Genomic DNA, 19,882 nt, shown 5'->3' on the forward strand with positions numbered 1-19,882 from the left:
CACTCCCTTGCCATCCTGGTTTCTTTAAGCGCAACTGTCTGTCGACTTATAAAAACGCAGATACAAAGGTCTTTTCCAGCCGACTTTATGACCCTCGACGTAGGATAAGCCAACAACGTTTGGCAGACCCCGGAGAGCGTCCTACTCCGGACATTTTCCCACGCAGCGAAGCGATACCCCCTTCAGAAGCACCTAATGGAATGGCGTAGGAAAGAAGAGCGCGAACAACACTTCAAGGTGCCTGACAAAACCCGCCGTTGTGCCGCAGCCCCGGAACTTCGGGCAACCCGTGGCAAATCCCCCCCAAAAAGTGCCGCCGGACGCGCTGATTTGAGTAGCCTGCGGCTTTGCTGTTAAATAGACAGCGTGTCGCCAGCGCCCATTTTTACCGGGCTCGGCGCATAGGCTGATACCGGGCACGTGTCCAACGCCTCTTTATTATCTTGAAGCGAACCGTGCGCCATCAGCTCTTCCTTGTGAGCTGTCTTAACGTGAGTTAATCAAAATGTTGAAAATCGTCCATCTGTTGATAGGCGCAGCGGCCTTGCTGCTGTCCTTCATCCCTAGCCTGCAATCCGAAGCCTTACCTTACCTGCAACAACCCGACGCGCTGTACCTGGCCTTTTTCGGCCTGCTCAACCTCACACTTGCGCCTGTCATCCCTTACTGGAACAAAGGCCCGCGTCACCAACTGCAAAACCTGGTCAGCGCCCTGCTGGTTCTGAGCGTGGTCCTGCAGACCCTGACGCTGATCGCACCGATGCCCGTCATCGCCGGTCAACCCGCTGTACTGTTCAGCCTGGTCGCAGCCCTGATCGCCGTTACCCTGCACCTGGGCATCAGCTTCTACAAGTCGTCACCAGCCGCCACCTCGCCAAGCTACGACATGAGCAACCGCGATACCGGCACCGTCAAGTGGTTCAACACATCCAAAGGCTTCGGCTTTATCTCCCGCGACTCCGGTGACGATATCTTCGTCCACTTCCGGGCCATTCGCGGCGAAGGCCACCGTGTCCTGGTCGAAGGCCAGCGCGTGGAGTTCTCCGTCATGAATCGTGACAAGGGCCTACAAGCCGAAGATGTGATCGCCGCACTGCCGCGCCGCTGATTCAAGGCTAAAAAAAACCGCGCACAGCTGAGCTGTCCGCGGTTTTTTCATGCCTGCGACGCTCTTAATAGTGCGGCGGCGGCGCCTCTTCTTCGAATGACTCGAACTGCCCGACCATTTCCTCCTGCCGTTTGAGCAGCGCAGCCATTTGCAGCTGCAGGCGCTCGACCACCCGCTGCTGCGCCACCAGCACATCGTTCAACGCCTGGATGGTGTCATCCTGAAACGCCAGACGGCTTTCAAGCTCGGTAACGCGCTCTTCCAGGCTCATGCTTCAGCCCTCCAGAAACGTAAATTCATCGGTCAAAATCAAGCGCAAACGTTCGCGAATCGCGGCGATCTGCTCCGAACTGTAGGGTTTCGCCGGATGCTTACCCCAAACCGGCGCTGGCCAGGCGGCATCTTCGCGCTTGCGCACAATCACATGCATGTGCAACTGACTCACGACATTGCCCAGCGCCGCCACATTCAACTTGTCCGCATCGAACGCGTCCTTGAGCACTTGCGACAGCACTGTTGTTTCCTGCCAAAGCTGTTGTTGCTCTAGGACATCTAACTGAAATATCTCGCTGATAGCCTCGCGACGAGGTACCAGGATGAACCAGGGATAGTTCGAATCGTTGGACAGCAGCAACCGGCAGAGCGGAAAGTCCCCGATCGGTAACGTGTCTTGTTGAAGTCGTGGATCTAAAGTGAACACTGCGCGTACTCCCGCCGGGCCATCATTTTTCAGCTTAGCGCCCATCCAGAGGGACAGCGCACCAAGCGACCGGACGGCAGCATACCTGCGAACGGCGCAGGCTTCACGGCGAACCTTGCATCGAAGCCACGAGCGCCAGTGGAAAGCTGACAGCCGCCCCCGAATGGGACAATTTTCGCTGCCGCGCACCCTTACAGAACCGAACGACAGGCAACAAACGCCGAAATGACTGATCAACAAGGAAAAGTTCGCTACAGGCAAGCGGCCAACAGAGATGAATTCAGTACAGGGCTAAAATTTTTTGCACCAAAACCGCACAGTGGGTCTACGCTGAACGCTTCGACATCCGCCATTTACTCAGTGGTGGGGTGAACCGGTAACATTTTTGGTTGCCAGACTGTCGACCAGAAGGCCGAAACATGATGTCAGGCAAGGCGTCAAGCCCAAACTAAAAGCGCTTGAACCCCCCGGTTTTATGAGGTTTTTACAGCACCTGGCAGTCAATTATAAAATAATCGTGAAAAAACACGATTTTGTGCACGCTTGTTGCATTCATACCCAACATCGCCCGAGTCGCACCCGCTGGAAGCGGAGGCCCTCAGGCAAAAAAAACAGTGGCAAGGTAGCCCGATGGAGATTCAAACGTTTCACCAGGACTCTTTTTACCGACGACAAGGCGCAAAAAACAGCATTAAAGTTGTCCGCCCGGTTGCGTCGGAGCTGGAAATTTGCGACATCTACCACGCTGTTTGCGACAGGGTCGTAAAGAAGGCGAAAGGTTAGATGCGCAAGTATCGCCAACATTGTCGGCGTGATATAAGTTTGCGCCGACACAAAAAGAAAGAGCCGCCCAGATAATAAAACAGGTGGGACGGCAGTACTCTTCTAAAACCAAAGGAGCAAATCACGATGCGCGTGATGAAGTGGAGCATGATCGCACTGGCAGTTGCAGCAGCAGCCAGTACCCAATTGGCTACGGCCGCCCCTTTCGTAAGTGACCAGGCTGAAGCCAAAGGTTTTGTTGAAGACAGCACGCTGAACTTGCTGGTTCGCAACTACTACTTCAACCGTGATAACAAAGACGGTGCCCGTGACCAGAAAGACTGGACCCAGGGCATCTGGGCTAACTACAGCTCCGGTTACACCCAAGGCCTGATCGGTGTCGGCGTTGATGCGTACGGTTACCTGGCAATCAAGCTGGACGGTGGTGACGGCACTAGCGGTAGCGGCAACATGAGCCGTAGCGACACCGTTAACGCCAACGGTTCTCGCGATGTCAACGACAGCCAGGGTAAAGCCGGTGGCGCCGTTAAATTCCGCGTTTCCAAAACCGAGCTGAAAGTCGGCGACATGCAGCCAAGCACTTCCCCAGTGTTCGCTGTGGGCGGCTCCCGTATCCTGCCGCAAACTGCCAGCGGTATCCAACTGCAGAGCAGCGAGATCAAAGACCTTGACCTCGAGGCCGGTCACTTCTACTCGGGTAGCAGCCAGGACAAAAACGCCCGTGACGGCGACCTGTTTGCAAACTACGCCGGCGTTTCCGCCAACAAGATCGACTACTTCGGCGGCAAGTACGGTTTCACCGAAAACCTGAGCGCATCGCTGTACGGCGCCAAGCTGGAAGACATCTGGAACCAGTACTACGCCAACCTGAACTACACCATCCCGTTCACCGACTCCGAGTCGCTGAACCTGGACGGTAACATCTACAACACCAAAGACACTGGCGATGCCAAAGTCGGCGATATCAGCAACACCACGTTCTCCCTGGCGGCTGCTTTCTCGTTCCTGAAAGCACACACCATTACCCTGGGCTTCCAGAAGGTCAACGGTGACACTCCGTTCGACTACATCGGTATTGGCAAGAACAACCGCGGCGGTGACTCGATCTTCCTCGCCAACTCCATCCAGTACTCTGACTTCAACGCTCCGAACGAGAAGTCTGCCCAGGTTCGTTACGACCTGAAAATGGCCGAGTACGGCGTTCCAGGTCTGAGCTTCATGACCCGTTACGTTAAAGGTTGGGACATCGACGGCACCAACACTCCAGCCAACAGCGCTTACGCTGGTCTGTACGGTGCAGATGGCAAGCACAACGAAACCAACTTCGAAGCCAAGTACGTTGTTCAGACTGGCCCGGCAAAAGACCTGTCCTTCCGTATTCGTCAGGCATGGCACTTCGCTAACGCCGACCAAGGCGAAGGCGACGTGAAAGAGTTCCGTTTCATCGTCGACTACCCGCTGTCGGTTTTGTAATCGCATCCAGTTAGTTTGCGGTAACAAAACAAAAGGCCCATCTTCGGATGGGCCTTTTTGTTGGCTGTCGCTTGACTGCTTTAACGACCTGCCCCTTACAGAACATGCCTGACCAAAGAGTCAGACATTGTTCAAATGACCTGTCACTGCACCGCAGACTCCTGAACCACACGAATAACCCGCTGTGGAAATGGAATATCAATGCCGGCCTCTCTCAGGCGATCACGGGATAGTTCGTTGAACATGAACAACACATCCCAGTAATCGGCAGTCTTTACCCAGACACGAAGCGAAAGCGTGATCGAACTGTCACCCAGGGTAGAAACAACTGCCTGTGGTTCCGGATCTGTCAATACTCGCGGGTCCCTGGCCAATTCCAGTAAAACTTCACGGGCTTTCTGAAGGTCCGCTTCGTAATCAACGCCTACATCAAACACGACTTTACGAGTCGGCTGACGGTTTGTGTTAGTGATGATGCCATTCGACAGATTGCCGTTCGGCACGATGATGGTCTTGTTGTCACCAGTACGCAGTACGGTATGGAAAATCTGGATGCTGTCGACAGTACCGGCGATACCCTGAGCCTCGATCCAGTCGCCGATGCGAAACGGACGGAACAGCAAAATCAGCACGCCACCGGCGAAGTTCGCCAGGCTGCCCTGCAAGGCCAGGCCAATGGCCAGGCCTGCCGCACCAATCGCCGCCACAAACGAAGTGGTTTCCACACCGATCATCGAGGCCACGCTGACGACCAGCAAGATCTTGAGGATGATGTTCGCCAGACTGCTGATAAAACCTTGCAGCGCCAGGTCGGCATTACGTAATGCAATCAGGCCGCCGAGCTTTTTCGTGACCTTGTTGATCAGCCACCAGCCGATGGCCAGGGTGATGACCGCCAGCAGTACACGGCTGCCGTATTCCATGATCATCGGGATCCAGCTTTGGGATACCTTGACCAGATTGTCTACCTCGGCATTTAAGTCCATCTACATTCTCCTGTTTTCCGGCTACCCGGCATGCGTAAAAAAAGCGGCAGAAAGATCCAACCGCGACGGGCTCAATCGTTTCTGCCGTTGCTGGGGCCTCCGACGTCGCAAACGCCAGGAGGTTCCCGCTTTCAAGATCAGTCGCGGAAGTTGTTGAACTGCAGCGGCATGCCGAACTCCTTGGCCCGCAGCACTGCAATGGCTTCTTGCAGGTCATCACGCTTTTTGCCGGTGATGCGAACCTGCTCGCCCTGAATGGCCGCCTGGACCTTGAGCTTGGCGTCTTTGACATGAGCGACGATTTTCTTCGCCAGCTCCTTGTCGATGCCTTCCTTGAGGACGGCGTCCTGCTTCATCAGCTTGCCCGACGCGAACGCGTCCTTGACTTCAAGGCACTGCACGTCGATTTTGCGCTTGACCAGCGCCAGCTTGAGGATCTCAATCATCGCTTCAAGCTGGAAATCCGCTTCGGCGGTCAGGTTGACGGTCAGGTCTTTTTCCTTGAACTCGAAGCTGCCTTTGCCTTTCAGGTCATAACGACGATCGAGTTCCTTGACGGCGTTCTCGACCGCGTTGGTGACTTCGTGTTTGTCCAGTTCGGATACCACGTCGAACGACGGCATGTAATCTCTCCAAATATAAAGGCGCACCGATGGAGCACGCCTGGCTTGCGGTTAAAATCCGCGCTGATTATAACGGGTCTTTCCCATCATTCACTGTGAGCTGCCGATGCACGCCTTAAACAGAGCAAAAAGCTGATGTCCACCACCTGGCATGTATTGGGCGCCGGCAGCCTCGGCACATTATGGACGACACGTCTGGCACGGGCTGGCGTGCCGGTCAGGCTGATCCTGCGGGACACCGCGAGACTGCAGGCCTATGAGACTGCCGGTGGATTGACACTGGTGGAACACGGCGAGGCGCAACACTATGCCGTGCCCGCCGAGACAGCCGACAACCCGCAACCGATCCACCGCCTGCTGGTGGCGTGCAAAGCCTACGATACCGAAAGTGCGGTGGCTCGATTGGCGCCACGCCTGGCCCCAGGCGCCGAACTGATCCTGCTGCAAAATGGCCTGGGCAGTCAGGACGCGGTAGCCGCACAGGTTCCTCAGGCTCGCTGCATCTATGCCTCGAGCACAGAAGGTGCCTTCCGCGATGGCGATTGGCGCGTGGTGTTTGCCGGGCATGGCTTCACCTGGCTGGGGGATGCGAGCCATCCGGTGGCGCCGATCTGGCTCGATGACCTGAGCGCTGCCGGCATTCCCCACGAGTGGAGCACGGAGATTCTGACCAGGCTGTGGCGCAAACTCGCCCTCAACTGTGCGATCAATCCGCTGACGGTGCTGCACGATTGCCGCAACGGCGGTTTGCAGCAACATCAATGTGAGGTCGCCACCCTGTGCGGCGAACTGGCGGAGTTGCTTGAGCGTTGTGGTCAGCCGGCAGCCGCCGAAAACCTGCAGCAGGAAGTCGAACGAGTGATTCACGCCACCGCAGCCAACTACTCCTCGATGCATCAGGACGTCACGAGCCAGCGCCGCACGGAAATCAGCTACCTGCTCGGTTACGCCTGCAAAGTGGCCGGGCGTCATCAACTGAACCTGCCTCACCTCAATCAACTTGAGGCAAGGTTGATCGCTCGCCTGCAAAGCCTTGGATTGCCCAGCGACTGAGCAGCGGCTACGCTGGCCACTTGTTCCTTGTCTGCGATCAATCCGATGCCATTGCGCCAGCGCCTTGAAAACCTGCCCGTCGGCCAGAAACTGCTGGCCGCCCTGCTGGTACTGATGGTCACCGTCCTGCTGGTTGCCAACCTGACCTTTATCAGTGCCGCCTACTACATCTCCCAGGAAAGCATGGCGCCCCAGGCTCTGCAGACCATCGGCCGCCTGATATCCAACCCGAGCCTGGCCTCCGAAGCCCTGGCGTCACCGCAAAGCGCCGAGCGCCTGCTCAATGAACTCAACAGCTATTCGCCGTTGCGCGCGGCGGCCCTGTATGACGGAAAGGGTGAGCGATTGGCGCAATTGCAGCATGGCGACAACCTGGAACTGCCGAAGCGTTTCCGACATATCGAAGACTGGCAGGCCACCGAGTTTCGTACCAACCAGGTCATCCCCCTGCCCCGCACCGGTGCGGCACCAGGGCACCTGCTGTTGGTGGCCACGAGCGAACTGCCAGTGGCGTTCTACACCGGGACCCTGACGGCCAGCCTGGGGATTCTGATCTTCAGCGTGCTGCTGTGGCTGATCATTGCCCGCCAGATCAAGCGCTTGATTACCCGGCCGATCCACCAACTCGAGGAGTTGTCCCGGCAGGTAACCCGAGAAGAAAACTATGCACTGCGTGCTTCGCGCGGAAACCACGATGAAATCGGCAGCCTCGCCGAGGCGTTCAATACCATGCTTTCGCGGATCGAGGCCAGGGAGCAGCAACTCAAGCGGGCCAGGGACGACTCCCAGGCAGCCTACGACCAGGCCCAGGGTCTGGCAGAGGAAACCCGCCACACCAACCGCAAACTGGAGCTCGAAGTCCAGGTGCGCAGCAAGATCGAGAAAAAGCTCACCGGTTTCCAGAACTACCTCAACAGCATCATCGACTCCATGCCGTCGGCGCTGATCGCACTCGACGAACAGCTCTACGTGACGCAATGGAACCAGGAGGCCAGTGCCCTGTCCGGCACGCGTCTCGATGAAGCCCTGAACCAGCCTATCTTCCTCGCCTTCGAACCGCTCAAGCCGTTCTTGCCGCAACTCAAGGAAACGGTCGAGCAGCATACGGTGGCCAAGATCGAACGTGTCACCTGGCTCAAGGACGATGAGCCCCGCCACTACGCCCTGACTTTCTACCCGCTGATGGGCGGTGCCGGGCGTGGCGTGGTAATCCGGATCGATGACATCACCCAGCGCCTGTCCCTGGAAGAGATGATGGTGCAGTCGGAGAAAATGCTTTCGGTGGGTGGTCTGGCCGCCGGCATGGCCCACGAGATCAACAACCCGCTGGGCGCGATCCTGCACAACGTGCAAAACATTCGCCGACGCCTGTCACCCGATTTGCCGAAGAACCTCGAAGTGGCTGAACAGGCCGGCATCGAACTGACGACGGTCAACCAGTACCTGCAAGTTCGCGAGGTGCCACAGTTGCTCGACGGCATCCAGCAGGCAGGTGCCCGGGCGGCGAAAATCGTCACCCACATGCTCAGCTTCAGTCGTCGCAGCACCCGCCAGATGGCCCCCTGCGACCTGCCCGCCCTGATCGACCAGGCGGTGGAGATCGCCGGTAACGATTTTGACCTGGCGATCGGCTTCGACTTCAAGGGCCAGGCCATCATTCGTCAGTTCGATCCCGCGTTGGGACCGGTCCCCGGCACCGCCAACGAACTGGAGCAAGTGCTGCTCAACCTGTTGAAAAACGCTGCGCAAGCCATCCACCAGCGCGAAGATGACAGCGAGCCTGGACGGATCATTCTGCGCACCAGGCTCAACCCGCCATGGGCGGAAATTCAGGTCGAGGACAACGGCATCGGCATGAGCGAAAGCGTGCGCAAACGGACCTTCGAACCATTCTTCACCACCAAGGAAATCGGCCAGGGCACCGGGCTTGGCCTGTCGGTGTCGTACTTCATCGTCACCAATAACCACAAAGGGCAGATGGAAGTGCAATCGACGCTTGGCCAAGGCACCTGCTTCACCTTGCGCCTGCCCCTGGCGAGCACGCCGCCTGTCTCGCAACAACTCAATCTGCTATCGAGGTAACCATGGGCTTTCGTTTGTCGAAGATTTACACCCGCACTGGCGACAAAGGCGAGACCGGGCTGGGCGATGGTCGTCGCGTGCCCAAGGATCACCCGCGGATCGAGGCCATTGGCGAAGTCGATACGCTGAACAGTCAGGTGGGCGTGTTGCTGGCCGGGTTGGCAGCGCAAACGGGTCAGTTTCCGGACTTGAACGAAGTGATCGAGGTATTGGCCCCCTGCCAGCATCGGTTATTTGATCTGGGTGGCGAGCTGGCGATGCCGGTGTATCAGGCGTTGAATGCAGCGGAAATCGAACGACTGGAAGCGGCGATCGATCTGTGGAATGAAGAGCTGGGGCCGCTGGAAAACTTCATCTTGCCCGGCGGCTCGACGCTGATTGCCCAGGCCCATGTCTGCCGCAGCCTGGCACGCAGCGCAGAACGGCGATGTCAGCAGCTCAACGCGATTGAACCGTTGGCCGGGGTTGGCCTGGCGTACATCAATCGGTTGTCGGATTTGTTGTTTGTGGTGGCGCGGCTGATTGCCAAGCGTCAGGGAGTGGCGGAGATACTTTGGCAGCCTGCGGCGAAGCCTGAGGTTTAATCGGCGCCTGTCAGGCCCTCATCGCGAGCGAGCTCGCTCCCACATTGGACTTGTGGCGTTCACAAAACCTGTGGGAGCGAGCTTGCTCGCGATGGCGTCAGAAGCTACAGCACAGAATCAAGCCTCAGGCCAAAAAGCCCGAATCCCCGCCACCCCCTGCGCACCCGCAGCCCAGGCTTTCTCGACCTCCGACGGACCTACACCACCGAGCAGGAACACCGGCTTGCTGAAGCCCTCGATCAGGCTCGATGCCTGCTCCCAACCCAACGGCTCGGCACCAGGGTGAGTCAGGGTCGGTTGAACCGGCGACAGGGTCACGAAATCCACCCCCATCTGTTCGGCCAGCGCCAACTCTTCAGCGTTATGGCAAGACGCCGCCAGCCAGCGCGATGCCGGTAGCGGTCGGCCAGCCGCTGCGTATTTGCGCAGTTGCGCCGCGGTAATGTGCCAACCGGCGGACGGGAAGTCGCCCAGCCATTCGAACGGCCCCTTGATCATCAATTGCGCCTTGCCGGCACACAACCCCACAGCATCCACTGCCAGGTCGCGGTATTTCGGGTCGTAGCCGTTCGGTGCACGCAACTGGATCAGCTTGACGCCGCCGGCAATGGCCTTCTGAATACCACGCAGCAACGCGGGGGTTTCCAGGTCTTCCGGGGTGATCAAGTACTGCTCGGGTAACCGTGCGGCCGCGACGATCGGCCGGTTGGCTTCAGGGAACTCATAATCCGACAGGTCGCGGGGTGTCACCCAGGCCAGCGGCTGTCCCTCGGCACCGTGGGGCTCGCCGCTAAACGCCGAGACTTCCCAGACATCCAGCAACACCTGCTTGTCCGGGTAATCGTGCCGGACCTTGATCAGCGGGCGCGCCGCGCCGACCACGATGCCCAGTTCCTCATGGAGTTCGCGGGCCAGTGCGGTTTCGACCGACTCGTCGGCCTCGACCTTGCCCCCGGGAAACTCCCACAGGCCACCCTGGTGCTGGGTATCGGCACGGCGGGCGATAAGGATCTTGCCGTTGTTATCACGGATAACGGCGGCAGCTACATGAACTCGTTTCACCGCTCGATTTCCTCCAGTCCGGCCTTCTGCCAGGCCTTGTACGCTGGCCATTGGTAGAGGGTTTCAACATAGGCTTCATCAGCCACGGACAGTTTCACCCGATAGGTGCGCAGGCGCACGGCGATGGGTGCAAAGAACACATCCGCCAGACTGATACGACCAAACAGGTACGGTCCGGTTTCTGTCGCGGCAGCACGGCACTCGGCCCACAGCGCCGACATGCGTTCGATGTCGGCCTGAACGTCAGCCGGAACCGGTGACAAAGGGGAGTCATGGCTCAGGTCAAACGGCATGTTGCCGCGCATGGCGAAAAAGCCACTGTGCATCTGCGCGCACGCCGAACGCGCCTGGGCGCGGGCGGCAGTGTCTTTGGGCCACAGGTTCGCGTCGGGAAACTGTTCTGCCAGGTATTCAGCAATCGCCAGGGAGTCGGCGATGGTTCCGTGTTCGGTTTTCAGCAGCGGGACCTTGCCGGTCGGAGAATGCTTGAGCAGACGCTCACGGGTGTCCGGCTGATTCAGCTTGATCAGTTCTTCGGTGTAGGAGGCGCCAGCCAGATCGAGGGCCAGAGCCCCGCGCAGGGACCAGGAGGAATGCAGTTTGTCGCCGATGATCAGGTGCAGGCTCATGTTCGGGACCTTTGGGATGAGGGAGACAGGCCAGTCTAGCTAGCGACTGACAGATCGCCATCGCGAGCAGGCTCGCTCCCACAGTGGTTCGAGGTGTACACAAATCCAATGTGGGAGCGAGCCTGCTCGCGATAGGGGCGACTCGATCTTACGTACGGTACTCGGCGTTGATCTTCACGTATTCGTGGGACAGGTCGGTAGTCCAGATGGTTTCGCTGCAATCGCCACGACCCAACTCGATACGGATGGTGATTTCTTCCTGCTGCATCACCGCCGCGCCCTGGTCTTCGGTGTAGGTCGCCGCGCGCGCGCCACGGCTGGCGATGCATACGTCGCCGAGGAACACGTCGATCTTGCTCACGTCCAGGTTCGGTACACCGGCACGGCCGACGGCGGCCAGGATGCGGCCCCAGTTCGGGTCGGAAGCGAAGAGCGCGGTCTTGATCAGCGGCGAGTGAGCCACGGTGTAACCGACGTCCAGGCATTCCTGGTGGTTGCCGCCACCATTGACTTCAACAGTGACGAATTTGGTCGCGCCTTCACCGTCACGAACGATGGCCTGGGCTACGTCCATGCACACTTCGAACACCGCTTGCTTGAGCTTGGCAAACAGTTCACCTTCGGCGAGGGTGATTTCCGGCAGCGCAGCCTGACCGGTGGCGATCAGCATGCAGCAGTCGTTGGTCGAGGTATCACCGTCGATGGTGATGCGGTTGAACGACTTGTTGGCGCCATCGAGCATCAGGTTTTGCAGCACGTCGCGGGAGACTTTGGCGTCGGTGGCGATGTAGCCGAGCATGGTCGCCATGTTCGGGCGAATCATGCCGGCGCCTTTGCTGATGCCGGTAACGGTGATGGTCACGCCGTCGTGCTGGAACTGACGACTGGCGCCCTTTGGCAGGGTGTCGGTGGTCATGATGCCCGTGGCGGCAGCTTCCCAGTTGTGGATCGACAGGTCATCGAGGGCCGCTTGCAGCGCGCCTTCGATTTTCTCGACCGGCAGCGGCTCGCCGATCACACCGGTGGAATACGGCAGCACCTGGCTGGCATCGACACCGGTCAACTCGGCCAGTTTCGCACAAGTGCGCTCGGCGGCGGCCAGGCCAGGTTCGCCCGTGCCGGCGTTGGCATTGCCGGTGTTGGTCAACAGGTAACGCACAGGGCCTTGTACGCGTTGCTTGGCCAGGATCACCGGTGCGGCGCAAAAGGCGTTCAAGGTGAACACGCCGGCAACCGTGGAGCCCTCAACACAGCGCATGACCACAACATCCTTGCGCCCCGGGCGCTTGATGCCAGCCGAGGCGATACCGAGTTCAAAACCGGCAACCGGGTGCAACGTTGGCAAAGGACCAAGACCAACAGCCATGAATGCGCTCCTTTATAAATGATGTCAGCACCGTTTCAGCAGAACGGTGGTTCGAATGGTAAAACGCCGCGACGGCAGAAGCCGGTCGCGGCGCGGGTATTTCAGCGATTGAAACGGGTTTTACTGAATCTGCCCGTGGCAATGCTTGAACTTCTTGCCCGAACCGCAGTAGCACAACTCGTTGCGACCCAGCTTCTGCTCGTTGCGAACCGGCGCGGCAGCGAGGGCAACGTCAATCTCTTCGCCCAACGCTTCCGGTTGCTCCAGGCCTGGAGCCTCTTCATGCAGGAACTGCATGCGAGCGGCCAATGCCTCGGCTTCCTGACGCAGGCGCTGCTCCTCTTCGATCGGGTCTTCGCGACGAACCTGAACGTGGGACAGCACACGGATCGAATCGCGCTTGATCGAATCCAGCAATTCGGAGAACAGGGTGAAGGACTCGCGCTTGTATTCCTGCTTCGGGTTCTTCTGGGCATAACCACGCAAGTGGATACCGTGACGCAGGTGATCCATGGTCGACAGGTGGTCTTTCCACAGGTCGTCCAGCACGCGCAGAACGATTTGCTTCTCGAAGGTGCGCAGCGCTTCGGCGCCCGCCTGGTCTTCTTTCTCGTTGTACGCCGCGATCAGTTCCTGCATCAGTTTCTCGCGCAGGGTTTCTTCGTACAGGTGGTCGTCTTCGTCGAGCCACTGCTGGATCGGCAGAGCCACACCGAAATCGCTCTGCAACGCGGCTTCCAGACCGGCCACGTCCCACTGCTCAGGCAGCGATTGTGGAGGAATGTGCGCGCTGACGGTGGCTTCGAGCACATCCTGACGGAAGTCAGCGATGGTCTCACCGATGTTGTCGGCGGCCAGCAACGTGTTACGCATGTGATAGATCACTTTACGCTGTTCGTTGTTGACGTCGTCGAACTCGAGCAGTTGCTTGCGAATGTCGAAGTTGCGGCCTTCAACCTTGCGCTGGGCCTTTTCGATAGCGTTGGTCACCATGCGGTGCTCGATCGCTTCGCCAGGCTGCATGCCCAGGGCCTTCATGAAGTTCTTCACCCGGTCAGAGGCGAAGATGCGCATCAGGCTGTCTTCCAGCGACAGGTAGAAACGGCTGGAACCGGCGTCGCCCTGACGACCGGCACGACCACGCAGCTGGTTGTCGATACGGCGCGATTCATGGCGCTCGGAGGCAATCACCTGCAAACCGCCCGATTCGAGCACTTGCTGGTGACGTTTCTGCCAGTCGGCCTTGATCTGGGCAATCTGCTCAGGGGTCGGGTTTTCCAGGGAAGCCACTTCCACTTCCCAGTTACCACCCAACAGGATGTCGGTACCACGACCGGCCATGTTGGTGGCGATGGTCAGCGCGCCCGGACGACCGGCCTGGGCAATGATCTCGGCTTCCTTTTCGTGGAACTTGGCGTTCAGGACCTTGTGTTCGATGCCTTCCTTCACGAGCAGGCTGGACATGTGCTCGGAGGTTTCGATGGTGGCGGTACCGACCAGGACCGGACGGCCCGCGGCCATGCTTTCCTTGATGTCGGCCACGATTGCCGCGTATTTCTCGTCGGCGGTCAGGAACACCAGGTCGTTGTAGTCCTTACGGGCCAGCGGCTTGTTCGGTGGAATCACCATGACCTGCAGGCCATAGATCTGGTGGAACTCGAACGCTTCGGTGTCGGCCGTACCGGTCATGCCGGACAGTTTGTTGTACAGACGGAAGTAGTTCTGGAAGGTGGTCGACGCCAACGTCTGGCTTTCGGCCTGGATGTTCAGGTTTTCCTTGGCTTCGATGGCCTGGTGCAGGCCTTCGGACAAGCGGCGGCCCGGCATGGTACGGCCGGTGTGCTCGTCGACCAGTACGACCTGACCGTCCTGCACGATGTATTCGACGTTGCGATGGAACAGCTTGTGCGCGCGCAGGCCGGCGTAAACGTGAGTCAGCAGGCTCAGGTTGTGGGCCGAGTACAGGCTCTCGCCTTCAGCCAGCAGGCCGATGCGGGTCAGCGTTTCTTCGACGTACTGGTGACCGGCTTCGTTGAGTTCGACCTGACGGGTCTTCTCGTCGACGGTGAAGTGACCGGCCTGGGTCACTTCGCCTTCGACTTCTTCAACGTGCAGCTTGAGCTGCGGGATCAGCTTGTTGACCTCGATGTACAGCTTGGAGCTGTCTTCGGCCTGACCGGAGATGATCAGCGGGGTACGGGCTTCGTCGATGAGGATGGAGTCGACTTCGTCGATCACGGCAAAATTGAGTTCGCGCTGGAATTTTTCTTCCATGCTGAACGCCATGTTGTCGCGCAGGTAATCGAAACCGAATTCGTTGTTGGTGCCGTAGGTGATGTCGGCGGCGTAGGCAGCGCGCTTTTCTTCCGGCGGCTGGAACGGCGTGACAACGCCGACCGTCAGGCCGAGGAATTCATACAGCGGGCGCATCCAGTTGGCGTCACGGCGGGCCAGGTAGTCGTTCACCGTCACAACGTGCACGCCGTTGCCGGACAGCGCGTTGAGGTAAACGCCCAGTGTTGCCACCAGGGTCTTGCCTTCACCGGTACGCATTTCCGCGATCATGCCTTCATGCAAGGTCATGCCGCCGATCAGCTGGACATCGAAGTGGCGCATGCCCATGACACGCTTGCCGGCTTCGCGGGCGACCGCAAAGGCTTCTGGCAGCAGTTTGTCGAGGGATTCCCCTTTGGCGATGCGGGCCTTGAACTCGCTTGTCTTGGCACGCAATTGATCGTCCGAAAGGGCCACCATTTGCTCTTCGAAGGCATTGACGAGTTGCACCGTCTTGAGCATGCGTTTGACTTCACGCTCGTTCTTGCTTCCAAAAAGTTTCTTTAACAAAGGCGCAAACATATCGGCAGGATCTTCCACACTAAAGGGATGGAGGGCGGCCCCGTGAGTCGCCCGTGCAGCCCTCATGGCCGCATGCGAACGAGCATTCTACCCGGAAACGATGGAGAGGAAAGTGGCGATATTCCACGATGCTGGCACAGCGTTTTGACGGGGCTCACTTAAAATAAGGGCGTTTTGCTCAACTTCAAGCCGTTCAAGGCAGAAGTTAGTTGTTGATTTAATGGGTAAAGCGCCCACAAAAGCAATGGGCGGGTGCACTCGGTGCTTTCTGCTACCATGGCGCCTCTGTTACTTCAGGTGTCTGATCATGGCATTTCGCCCACTTACGGCCAAAGTACCTGCCGTTCTACTACGCGAAGCCAAGCCGCTGAAGGCCATTCTCGGCCACGCTCAACGCCTGGGTCATCTGCAACGTTTGCTCGAAAGCCAATTGCAACCCGCCGCTCGCGAGCATTGCCACGTGGCTTCCTGGCGCGAAGGCAGTTTGTTGCTGATTGTCACCGACGGTCATTGGGCAACCCGCCTGCGTTACCAGCAAAAGCGTTTGCAGCGGCAATTACAGATGTTCGATGAGTTCGCCAATCTGACCCGGATCCTGTTCAAAGTTCAACCGCCGACCGTTCAGCAAGGTGCGGCCGGGCATACCATGGACTTGTCCAACGACGCGGCAGCGACCATCCAGGCCACGGCCGATGGGATCAGCGACCCGAATTTGCGGGCAGCGCTGGAGCGACTGGCGGCGCACGCCAAAACCAGAACCTGATACAAATCCAATGTGGGAGCGAGCTTGCTCGCGATGGCGGTGTGTCAGACGGCATATCCGTTGAATAGCAGACCGCTCCCACATTGATTGTGTTCGCTCAAGCTAGCGGCGTTTTTTGCTGCCTAGCAACGACCCCATCAACCCGCGCACCAACTGTCGGCCAATCTGGTTCGCCGCCTGTTGCATCGCCGATTTCAGTGCCTTCCCTGCCGCGGTGCCGAGGAACTCTCCCGCCTGTTCGGTGAAGCTCGGTTCTTGTTTACCCTGCTCCGCTTCGGGCTCAGGTGCCAGGCCCTTGCGTCCCATCAGCACCTCATAGGCCGAGTCACGGTCAATCGGCTTGTCATAACGCCCCTGCAACGGCGAACCGGCAATCAACGCTGTGCGTTCTGCACCGGTCAAAGGCCCGATCCGCGATTGCGGCGGTGCGACCAGAACCCGCCGGACCATTTCCGGCGTGCCTTTTTCCTGCAGGGTGCCGACCAGCGCCTCCCCGATCCCGAGCTCGGTCAGCACCGACAACGCATCAAACGCTGGGTTCGGCCGGAAACCCTCGGCCACCGCGCGCAGGGACTTCTGTTCCTTGGCGGTGAACGCACGCAGACCGTGCTGGATGCGCAAGCCCAACTGCGCCAGCACATCATCCGGCAGGTCACCCGGCGACTGGGTGACGAAATACACGCCCACGCCTTTCGAACGAATCAGCCTCACGACTTGCTCCAGACGGTCACGCAAGGCCTGGGGCGTACCGTTGAACAACAAGTGGGCCTCGTCGAAGAACAGCGCCAGCAATGGCTTGTCGGCATCGCCACGCTCAGGCAACTGTTCGAACAGCTCTGCCAGCAGCCACAGCAGGAACGTTGCGTAGACTTTCGGCGCTTCATGCACCAGGCGGCTGGCATCCAGCAAATGAATGCGACCGCGCCCGTCCGCCGTGGGCTGGAGGATGTCTTCGAGTTGCAGCGCCGGCTCTCCGAACAAGGCTTCGGCGCCCTGTTGCTCCAGGGTCGCCAGACGTCGCAGCAATGCCTGGCTGGAGCCGGTGGTCATCAATGCCGCATCGTCGCCCAGTAACTGGGGGTTGTCCCGCAGATGATTGAGCAATGCCTTCAGGTCCTTGAGATCGAGCAACAACAGGCCTTCGCGGTCCGCCACCTTGAACGCGGCGTACAGCGCCGACTGCTGGCTGTCGGTCAGCTCCAGCAGACTGCCCAGCAACAGCGGCCCCATTTCACTCAAGGTTGTGCGTAAAGGATGACCGGACTGACCGTGTATGTCCCACAACGTCACCGGATAAGCCTGAGGCTTGTGGTTGAGCCAGGGCATCCCGGCAATCCGCTCGGCGATCTTGCCCTGGGGATTGCCGGCGGCGCCGAGGCCGCACAGGTCACCCTTGATGTCCGCGGCGAACACCGCCACGCCGGCATCGCTGAAAGCTTCGGCCATTCGTTGCAAAGTGACAGTCTTGCCGGTGCCGGTCGCGCCCGCGATCAATCCGTGGCGGTTCGCCAGGCGCATGGCCTGGGCAGCCGGCTGCCCTTCTGGATCGGCGCCGATAACGAGTTGCAATGAGTCAGGCATTTGGTCACCCATGATTAATCTTTGGTCCTACACGGCCGATAGAGATAACGACAAAGCAGTCAGACACGATCTGGTCGGAAATTTCCCTAAGGAGAGTCGGAAAATTCACTTGCTTTCAACCTTGCCCGTCGTGCGTCCCTTTATAAAAGCACGCGCTGGACATTAAGACCTTAGCGGAACCCCAAGCCATGAACAAAAATCTGCGTTTCAGCCATAAAATCCTGCTTGCTGCCGCCCTCATTGTGATTGCCGCCTTCGCCTCCTTTACGCTGTACAACGACTACTTGCAGCGCAACGCCATCCGCCAAGACCTGGAAAATTATCTGCAGGAAATGGGCGCAGTGACCGCCAACAATATCCAGACCTGGTTGAACGGGCGCAGCCTGCTGATTGAAAACCTGTCACAAACTGTTGCGCTCAACCCCGATGCCGACAACGTTTCCAGCCTGCTTGTACAAAAAGCCGTGACCTCGACCTTCATGGGCGCCTACCTCGGCAGCAAGGATGGTTCTTTCATCATTCGCCCGGACAGCAAGATGCCCGATGGCTACGACCCGCGTGCACGTCCCTGGTACAAGAGCGCGCAAGGCAGCAGCGGTTCGGCATTGACCGAGCCTTATATTGATCTGGCCTCCGGCCAACTGGTGATTTCCATTGTCGACAGCGTTATCAAGGACGGCCAGAACATCGGCGTGGTCGGTGGCGACCTGAGTTTGCAGGTGATCGCCGACAGCCTTGGCAAGCTGGATTTCGACGGCATGGGTTATGCGTTCCTGGTCAGCTCCGACGGCAAGATCCTGGTACATCCCGACAAAGCGCTGGCGATGAAGACGCTCAAGGATGTCTACCCGCAAGACACGCCGGCCATCAGCAGCGCCATGAGCGAAATCCTGGTCGACGGCAAAACCCGCATCGTGACCTTCACCCCGATCAAAGGCTTGTCATCGGTCAACTGGTACATCGGTCTGTCGGTCGATAAGGAAAAAGCCTACTCGATGCTCAGCGAATTCCGCACCTCGGCTGTGGTTGCGACCATCATCGCCGTGGCCATCATCATCGCCCTGCTCGGCATGCTGATTCGCATCCTGACCCAGCCGTTGCACGTCATGACCCGCGCCATGGCCGACATCGCCGACGGCGAAGGCGACCTGACCAAGCGCCTGACCATCCAGAACAATGACGAATTCGGCACTCTGGGCACCGCGTTCAACCGTTTCGTCGAGCGCATTCACGGCTCGATCCGCGAAGTGTCTTCGGCCACCGGGCAAGTCAACGAAGTAGCATTGCGCGTAGTGGCCGCTTCCAATTCGTCGATGTTCAACTCCGACCAGCAAGCCTCGCGCACCAGCAGCGTCGCGGCCGCAATCAACCAGCTCGGCGCCGCCGCCCAGGAAATTGCCCGTAACGCCGCTCAGGCTTCGAGCCAGGCCAGCGATGCCCGCAGCCTGGCCGAAGACGGCCAGCAAGTGGTGGACCGCAGTATCGTGGCGATGAATCAATTGTCGAGCATGCTCTGTGCGTCGAGTTCCAACATCGAATCGCTGAACAGTAAAACGGTGAACATCGGGCAGATTCTCGAAGTGATCACCAGCATTTCCCAGCAAACCAACTTGCTGGCGCTCAACGCCGCCATTGAAGCCGCCCGCGCCGGTGAAGCCGGTCGTGGATTTGCCGTGGTGGCGGACGAAGTGCGCAACCTGGCACATCGCACGCAAGAATCGGCGCAACAGGTGCAAACCATGATCGAGGAGCTGCAGGTCGGCGCCCGGGAATCGGTCAGCACCATGAGCGACAGTCAGCGCCACAGCCAGGACAGCGTGGAAATCGCCAACCTTGCGGGTGAGCGCCTGAACAGCGTGACGCTGCGTATCGGTGAAATCGACGGCATGAACCAGTCGGTGGCCACCGCGACCGAAGAACAGACCGCCGTAGTGGAGTCGATCAACGTCGACATCACCGAAATCAACACGCTGAACCAGGAAGGTGTGGAAAACCTGCAATCGACATTGCGCGCGTGTTCGGACCTTGAGCAGCAGGCGGCGCGATTGAAGCAGTTGGTAGGTAGCTTCAGGATCTAAGGCAACCTCACCGGCCTCATCGCGAGCAAGCTCGCTCCCACAGTAGATCTATAGTGCGACAAAGATTCCTGTGGGAGAACAGACCGCCGTAGTGGAGTCGATCAACGTCGACATCACCGAAATCAACACGCTGAACCAGGAAGGTGTGGAAAACC

General features: G+C 58.8%; 16 protein-coding genes and 2 pseudogenes. 9 read left to right on the plus strand and 9 right to left on the minus strand.

What is annotated here, in order from left to right; translation table 11 throughout:
- The first annotated feature begins 505 nt into the window (after positions 1 to 505).
- Positions 506 to 1,108, plus strand: a complete 603-nt coding sequence (locus AC1Q6Y_RS04110) for a cold-shock protein (RefSeq protein ID WP_057713515.1) — start codon at positions 506 to 508, stop codon at positions 1,106 to 1,108.
- A gap of 64 nt (positions 1,109 to 1,172) precedes the next feature.
- On the opposite strand, the gene AC1Q6Y_RS04115 is transcribed toward AC1Q6Y_RS04110, so the two are convergent.
- The gene (locus AC1Q6Y_RS04115; protein ID WP_008052459.1) at positions 1,173 to 1,379 is read right to left on the minus strand and encodes a SlyX family protein; all 207 of its coding nucleotides are present in this window, start codon (positions 1,377 to 1,379) and stop codon (positions 1,173 to 1,175) included.
- A gap of 3 nt (positions 1,380 to 1,382) precedes the next feature.
- Positions 1,383 to 1,808 (minus strand): HIT domain-containing protein, encoded by a 426-nt coding sequence (locus AC1Q6Y_RS04120; protein ID WP_057713514.1) that lies wholly within the window; start codon positions 1,806 to 1,808, stop codon positions 1,383 to 1,385.
- Between the two features lie 909 nt (positions 1,809 to 2,717).
- On the opposite strand from AC1Q6Y_RS04120, the gene AC1Q6Y_RS04125 reads away from it, so the two are divergent.
- Positions 2,718 to 4,064 (plus strand): OprD family porin, encoded by a 1,347-nt coding sequence (locus tag AC1Q6Y_RS04125; RefSeq protein WP_489339134.1) that lies wholly within the window; start codon positions 2,718 to 2,720, stop codon positions 4,062 to 4,064.
- 143 nt (positions 4,065 to 4,207) lie between these two features.
- Here AC1Q6Y_RS04125 and AC1Q6Y_RS04130 read toward each other — a convergent pair whose 3' ends face one another.
- Both AC1Q6Y_RS04130 and AC1Q6Y_RS04135 read right to left on the minus strand, forming a co-directional pair.
- A complete protein-coding gene (locus AC1Q6Y_RS04130; protein ID WP_057713512.1) occupies positions 4,208 to 5,050 on the minus strand; it encodes a mechanosensitive ion channel family protein in 843 nt (280 codons plus the stop codon).
- Positions 5,051 to 5,187: 137 nt separating this feature from the next.
- Positions 5,188 to 5,673 carry a YajQ family cyclic di-GMP-binding protein gene (locus AC1Q6Y_RS04135; protein ID WP_007990750.1) on the minus strand — a complete coding sequence of 162 codons (486 nt, stop codon included), beginning with the start codon at positions 5,671 to 5,673 and terminating at the stop codon, positions 5,188 to 5,190.
- A 135-nt stretch (positions 5,674 to 5,808) separates the two neighbouring features.
- Between AC1Q6Y_RS04135 and AC1Q6Y_RS04140 the strand changes: the two genes are divergently transcribed.
- The 3 genes from AC1Q6Y_RS04140 to AC1Q6Y_RS04150 are packed head-to-tail and all read left to right on the plus strand — an operon-like array spanning position 5,809 to position 9,392.
- Entirely contained in the window at positions 5,809 to 6,726 is a 918-nt protein-coding gene (locus AC1Q6Y_RS04140; RefSeq protein WP_218494289.1) for a putative 2-dehydropantoate 2-reductase, read from the plus strand.
- A gap of 45 nt (positions 6,727 to 6,771) precedes the next feature.
- Positions 6,772 to 8,808, plus strand: coding sequence for a sensor histidine kinase (locus tag AC1Q6Y_RS04145; RefSeq protein ID WP_057716570.1), 2,037 nt, complete (start codon positions 6,772 to 6,774; stop codon positions 8,806 to 8,808).
- 2 nt (positions 8,809 to 8,810) lie between these two features.
- Entirely contained in the window at positions 8,811 to 9,392 is a 582-nt protein-coding gene (locus tag AC1Q6Y_RS04150) for a cob(I)yrinic acid a,c-diamide adenosyltransferase (RefSeq protein WP_057713510.1), read from the plus strand.
- 117 nt (positions 9,393 to 9,509) lie between these two features.
- On the opposite strand, the gene AC1Q6Y_RS04155 is transcribed toward AC1Q6Y_RS04150, so the two are convergent.
- The 4 genes from AC1Q6Y_RS04155 to secA all read right to left on the minus strand — a co-directional run bounded on the left by AC1Q6Y_RS04155 (position 9,510) and on the right by secA (position 15,305).
- A complete protein-coding gene (locus AC1Q6Y_RS04155) occupies positions 9,510 to 10,454 on the minus strand; it encodes a Nudix family hydrolase (RefSeq protein WP_492624068.1) in 945 nt (314 codons plus the stop codon).
- A complete protein-coding gene (locus tag AC1Q6Y_RS04160; protein WP_492624069.1) occupies positions 10,451 to 11,083 on the minus strand; it encodes a glutathione S-transferase family protein in 633 nt (210 codons plus the stop codon). The genes AC1Q6Y_RS04155 and AC1Q6Y_RS04160 overlap by 4 nt, the downstream gene beginning before the upstream one ends.
- 148 nt (positions 11,084 to 11,231) lie before the next feature.
- Positions 11,232 to 12,449: a bifunctional glutamate N-acetyltransferase/amino-acid acetyltransferase ArgJ gene (gene argJ / locus AC1Q6Y_RS04165; RefSeq protein ID WP_492624070.1), complete on the minus strand. Its 1,218-nt coding sequence runs from the start codon at positions 12,447 to 12,449 to the stop codon at positions 11,232 to 11,234.
- A gap of 120 nt (positions 12,450 to 12,569) precedes the next feature.
- On the minus strand, positions 12,570 to 15,305 hold the full coding sequence (secA, locus tag AC1Q6Y_RS04170; protein WP_057713507.1) for a preprotein translocase subunit SecA: 2,736 nt from the start codon (positions 15,303 to 15,305) through the stop codon (positions 12,570 to 12,572).
- 307 nt (positions 15,306 to 15,612) lie between these two features.
- Here secA and AC1Q6Y_RS04175 point away from each other — a divergent pair, with 307 nt between their 5' ends.
- Positions 15,613 to 16,068 (plus strand): DUF721 domain-containing protein, encoded by a 456-nt coding sequence (locus AC1Q6Y_RS04175; RefSeq protein WP_090457454.1) that lies wholly within the window; start codon positions 15,613 to 15,615, stop codon positions 16,066 to 16,068.
- A 102-nt stretch (positions 16,069 to 16,170) separates the two neighbouring features.
- On the opposite strand, the gene AC1Q6Y_RS04180 is transcribed toward AC1Q6Y_RS04175, so the two are convergent.
- Positions 16,171 to 17,649, minus strand: a complete 1,479-nt coding sequence (locus tag AC1Q6Y_RS04180) for a helicase HerA-like domain-containing protein (protein ID WP_057716569.1) — start codon at positions 17,647 to 17,649, stop codon at positions 16,171 to 16,173.
- A gap of 188 nt (positions 17,650 to 17,837) precedes the next feature.
- On the opposite strand from AC1Q6Y_RS04180, the pseudogene AC1Q6Y_RS04185 reads away from it, so the two are divergent.
- The 3 genes and pseudogenes from AC1Q6Y_RS04185 to AC1Q6Y_RS04195 all read left to right on the plus strand — a co-directional run.
- Positions 17,838 to 18,869 (plus strand): annotated as a pseudogene (locus AC1Q6Y_RS04185) (HAMP domain-containing protein); the annotation flags it as partial.
- Positions 18,870 to 18,962: 93 nt separating this feature from the next.
- Entirely contained in the window at positions 18,963 to 19,727 is a 765-nt protein-coding gene (locus AC1Q6Y_RS04190; protein ID WP_492624135.1) for a methyl-accepting chemotaxis protein, read from the plus strand.
- Between the two features lie 76 nt (positions 19,728 to 19,803).
- A pseudogene (locus AC1Q6Y_RS04195) lies at positions 19,804 to 19,882 on the plus strand (hypothetical protein); the annotation flags it as partial.

The sequence above is a fragment of the Pseudomonas sp. GW823-FHT06E10 genome, from assembly GCF_058794995.1.

Excerpts from the sequence above, each read along its gene's own strand:
- AC1Q6Y_RS04135 (WP_007990750.1), bottom strand. The coding sequence starts at position 5,673 with ATGCCGTCGTTCGACGTGGTATCCGAACTGGACAAACACGAAGTCACC.
- AC1Q6Y_RS04130 (WP_057713512.1), bottom strand. The coding sequence starts at position 5,050 with ATGGACTTAAATGCCGAGGTAGACAATCTGGTCAAGGTATCCCAAAGC.
- AC1Q6Y_RS04145 (WP_057716570.1), top strand. The coding sequence starts at position 6,772 with ATGCCATTGCGCCAGCGCCTTGAAAACCTGCCCGTCGGCCAGAAACTG.
- secA (WP_057713507.1), bottom strand. The coding sequence starts at position 15,305 with ATGTTTGCGCCTTTGTTAAAGAAACTTTTTGGAAGCAAGAACGAGCGT.
- AC1Q6Y_RS04190 (WP_492624135.1), top strand. The coding sequence starts at position 18,963 with ATGTTCAACTCCGACCAGCAAGCCTCGCGCACCAGCAGCGTCGCGGCC.
- AC1Q6Y_RS04160 (WP_492624069.1), bottom strand. The coding sequence starts at position 11,083 with ATGAGCCTGCACCTGATCATCGGCGACAAACTGCATTCCTCCTGGTCC.
- AC1Q6Y_RS04180 (WP_057716569.1), bottom strand. The coding sequence starts at position 17,649 with ATGCCTGACTCATTGCAACTCGTTATCGGCGCCGATCCAGAAGGGCAG.
- AC1Q6Y_RS04110 (WP_057713515.1), top strand. The coding sequence starts at position 506 with ATGTTGAAAATCGTCCATCTGTTGATAGGCGCAGCGGCCTTGCTGCTG.
- argJ (WP_492624070.1), bottom strand. The coding sequence starts at position 12,449 with ATGGCTGTTGGTCTTGGTCCTTTGCCAACGTTGCACCCGGTTGCCGGT.
- AC1Q6Y_RS04140 (WP_218494289.1), top strand. The coding sequence starts at position 5,809 with ATGTCCACCACCTGGCATGTATTGGGCGCCGGCAGCCTCGGCACATTA.
- AC1Q6Y_RS04125 (WP_489339134.1), top strand. The coding sequence starts at position 2,718 with ATGCGCGTGATGAAGTGGAGCATGATCGCACTGGCAGTTGCAGCAGCA.
- AC1Q6Y_RS04115 (WP_008052459.1), bottom strand. The coding sequence starts at position 1,379 with ATGAGCCTGGAAGAGCGCGTTACCGAGCTTGAAAGCCGTCTGGCGTTT.
- AC1Q6Y_RS04150 (WP_057713510.1), top strand. The coding sequence starts at position 8,811 with ATGGGCTTTCGTTTGTCGAAGATTTACACCCGCACTGGCGACAAAGGC.
- AC1Q6Y_RS04175 (WP_090457454.1), top strand. The coding sequence starts at position 15,613 with ATGGCATTTCGCCCACTTACGGCCAAAGTACCTGCCGTTCTACTACGC.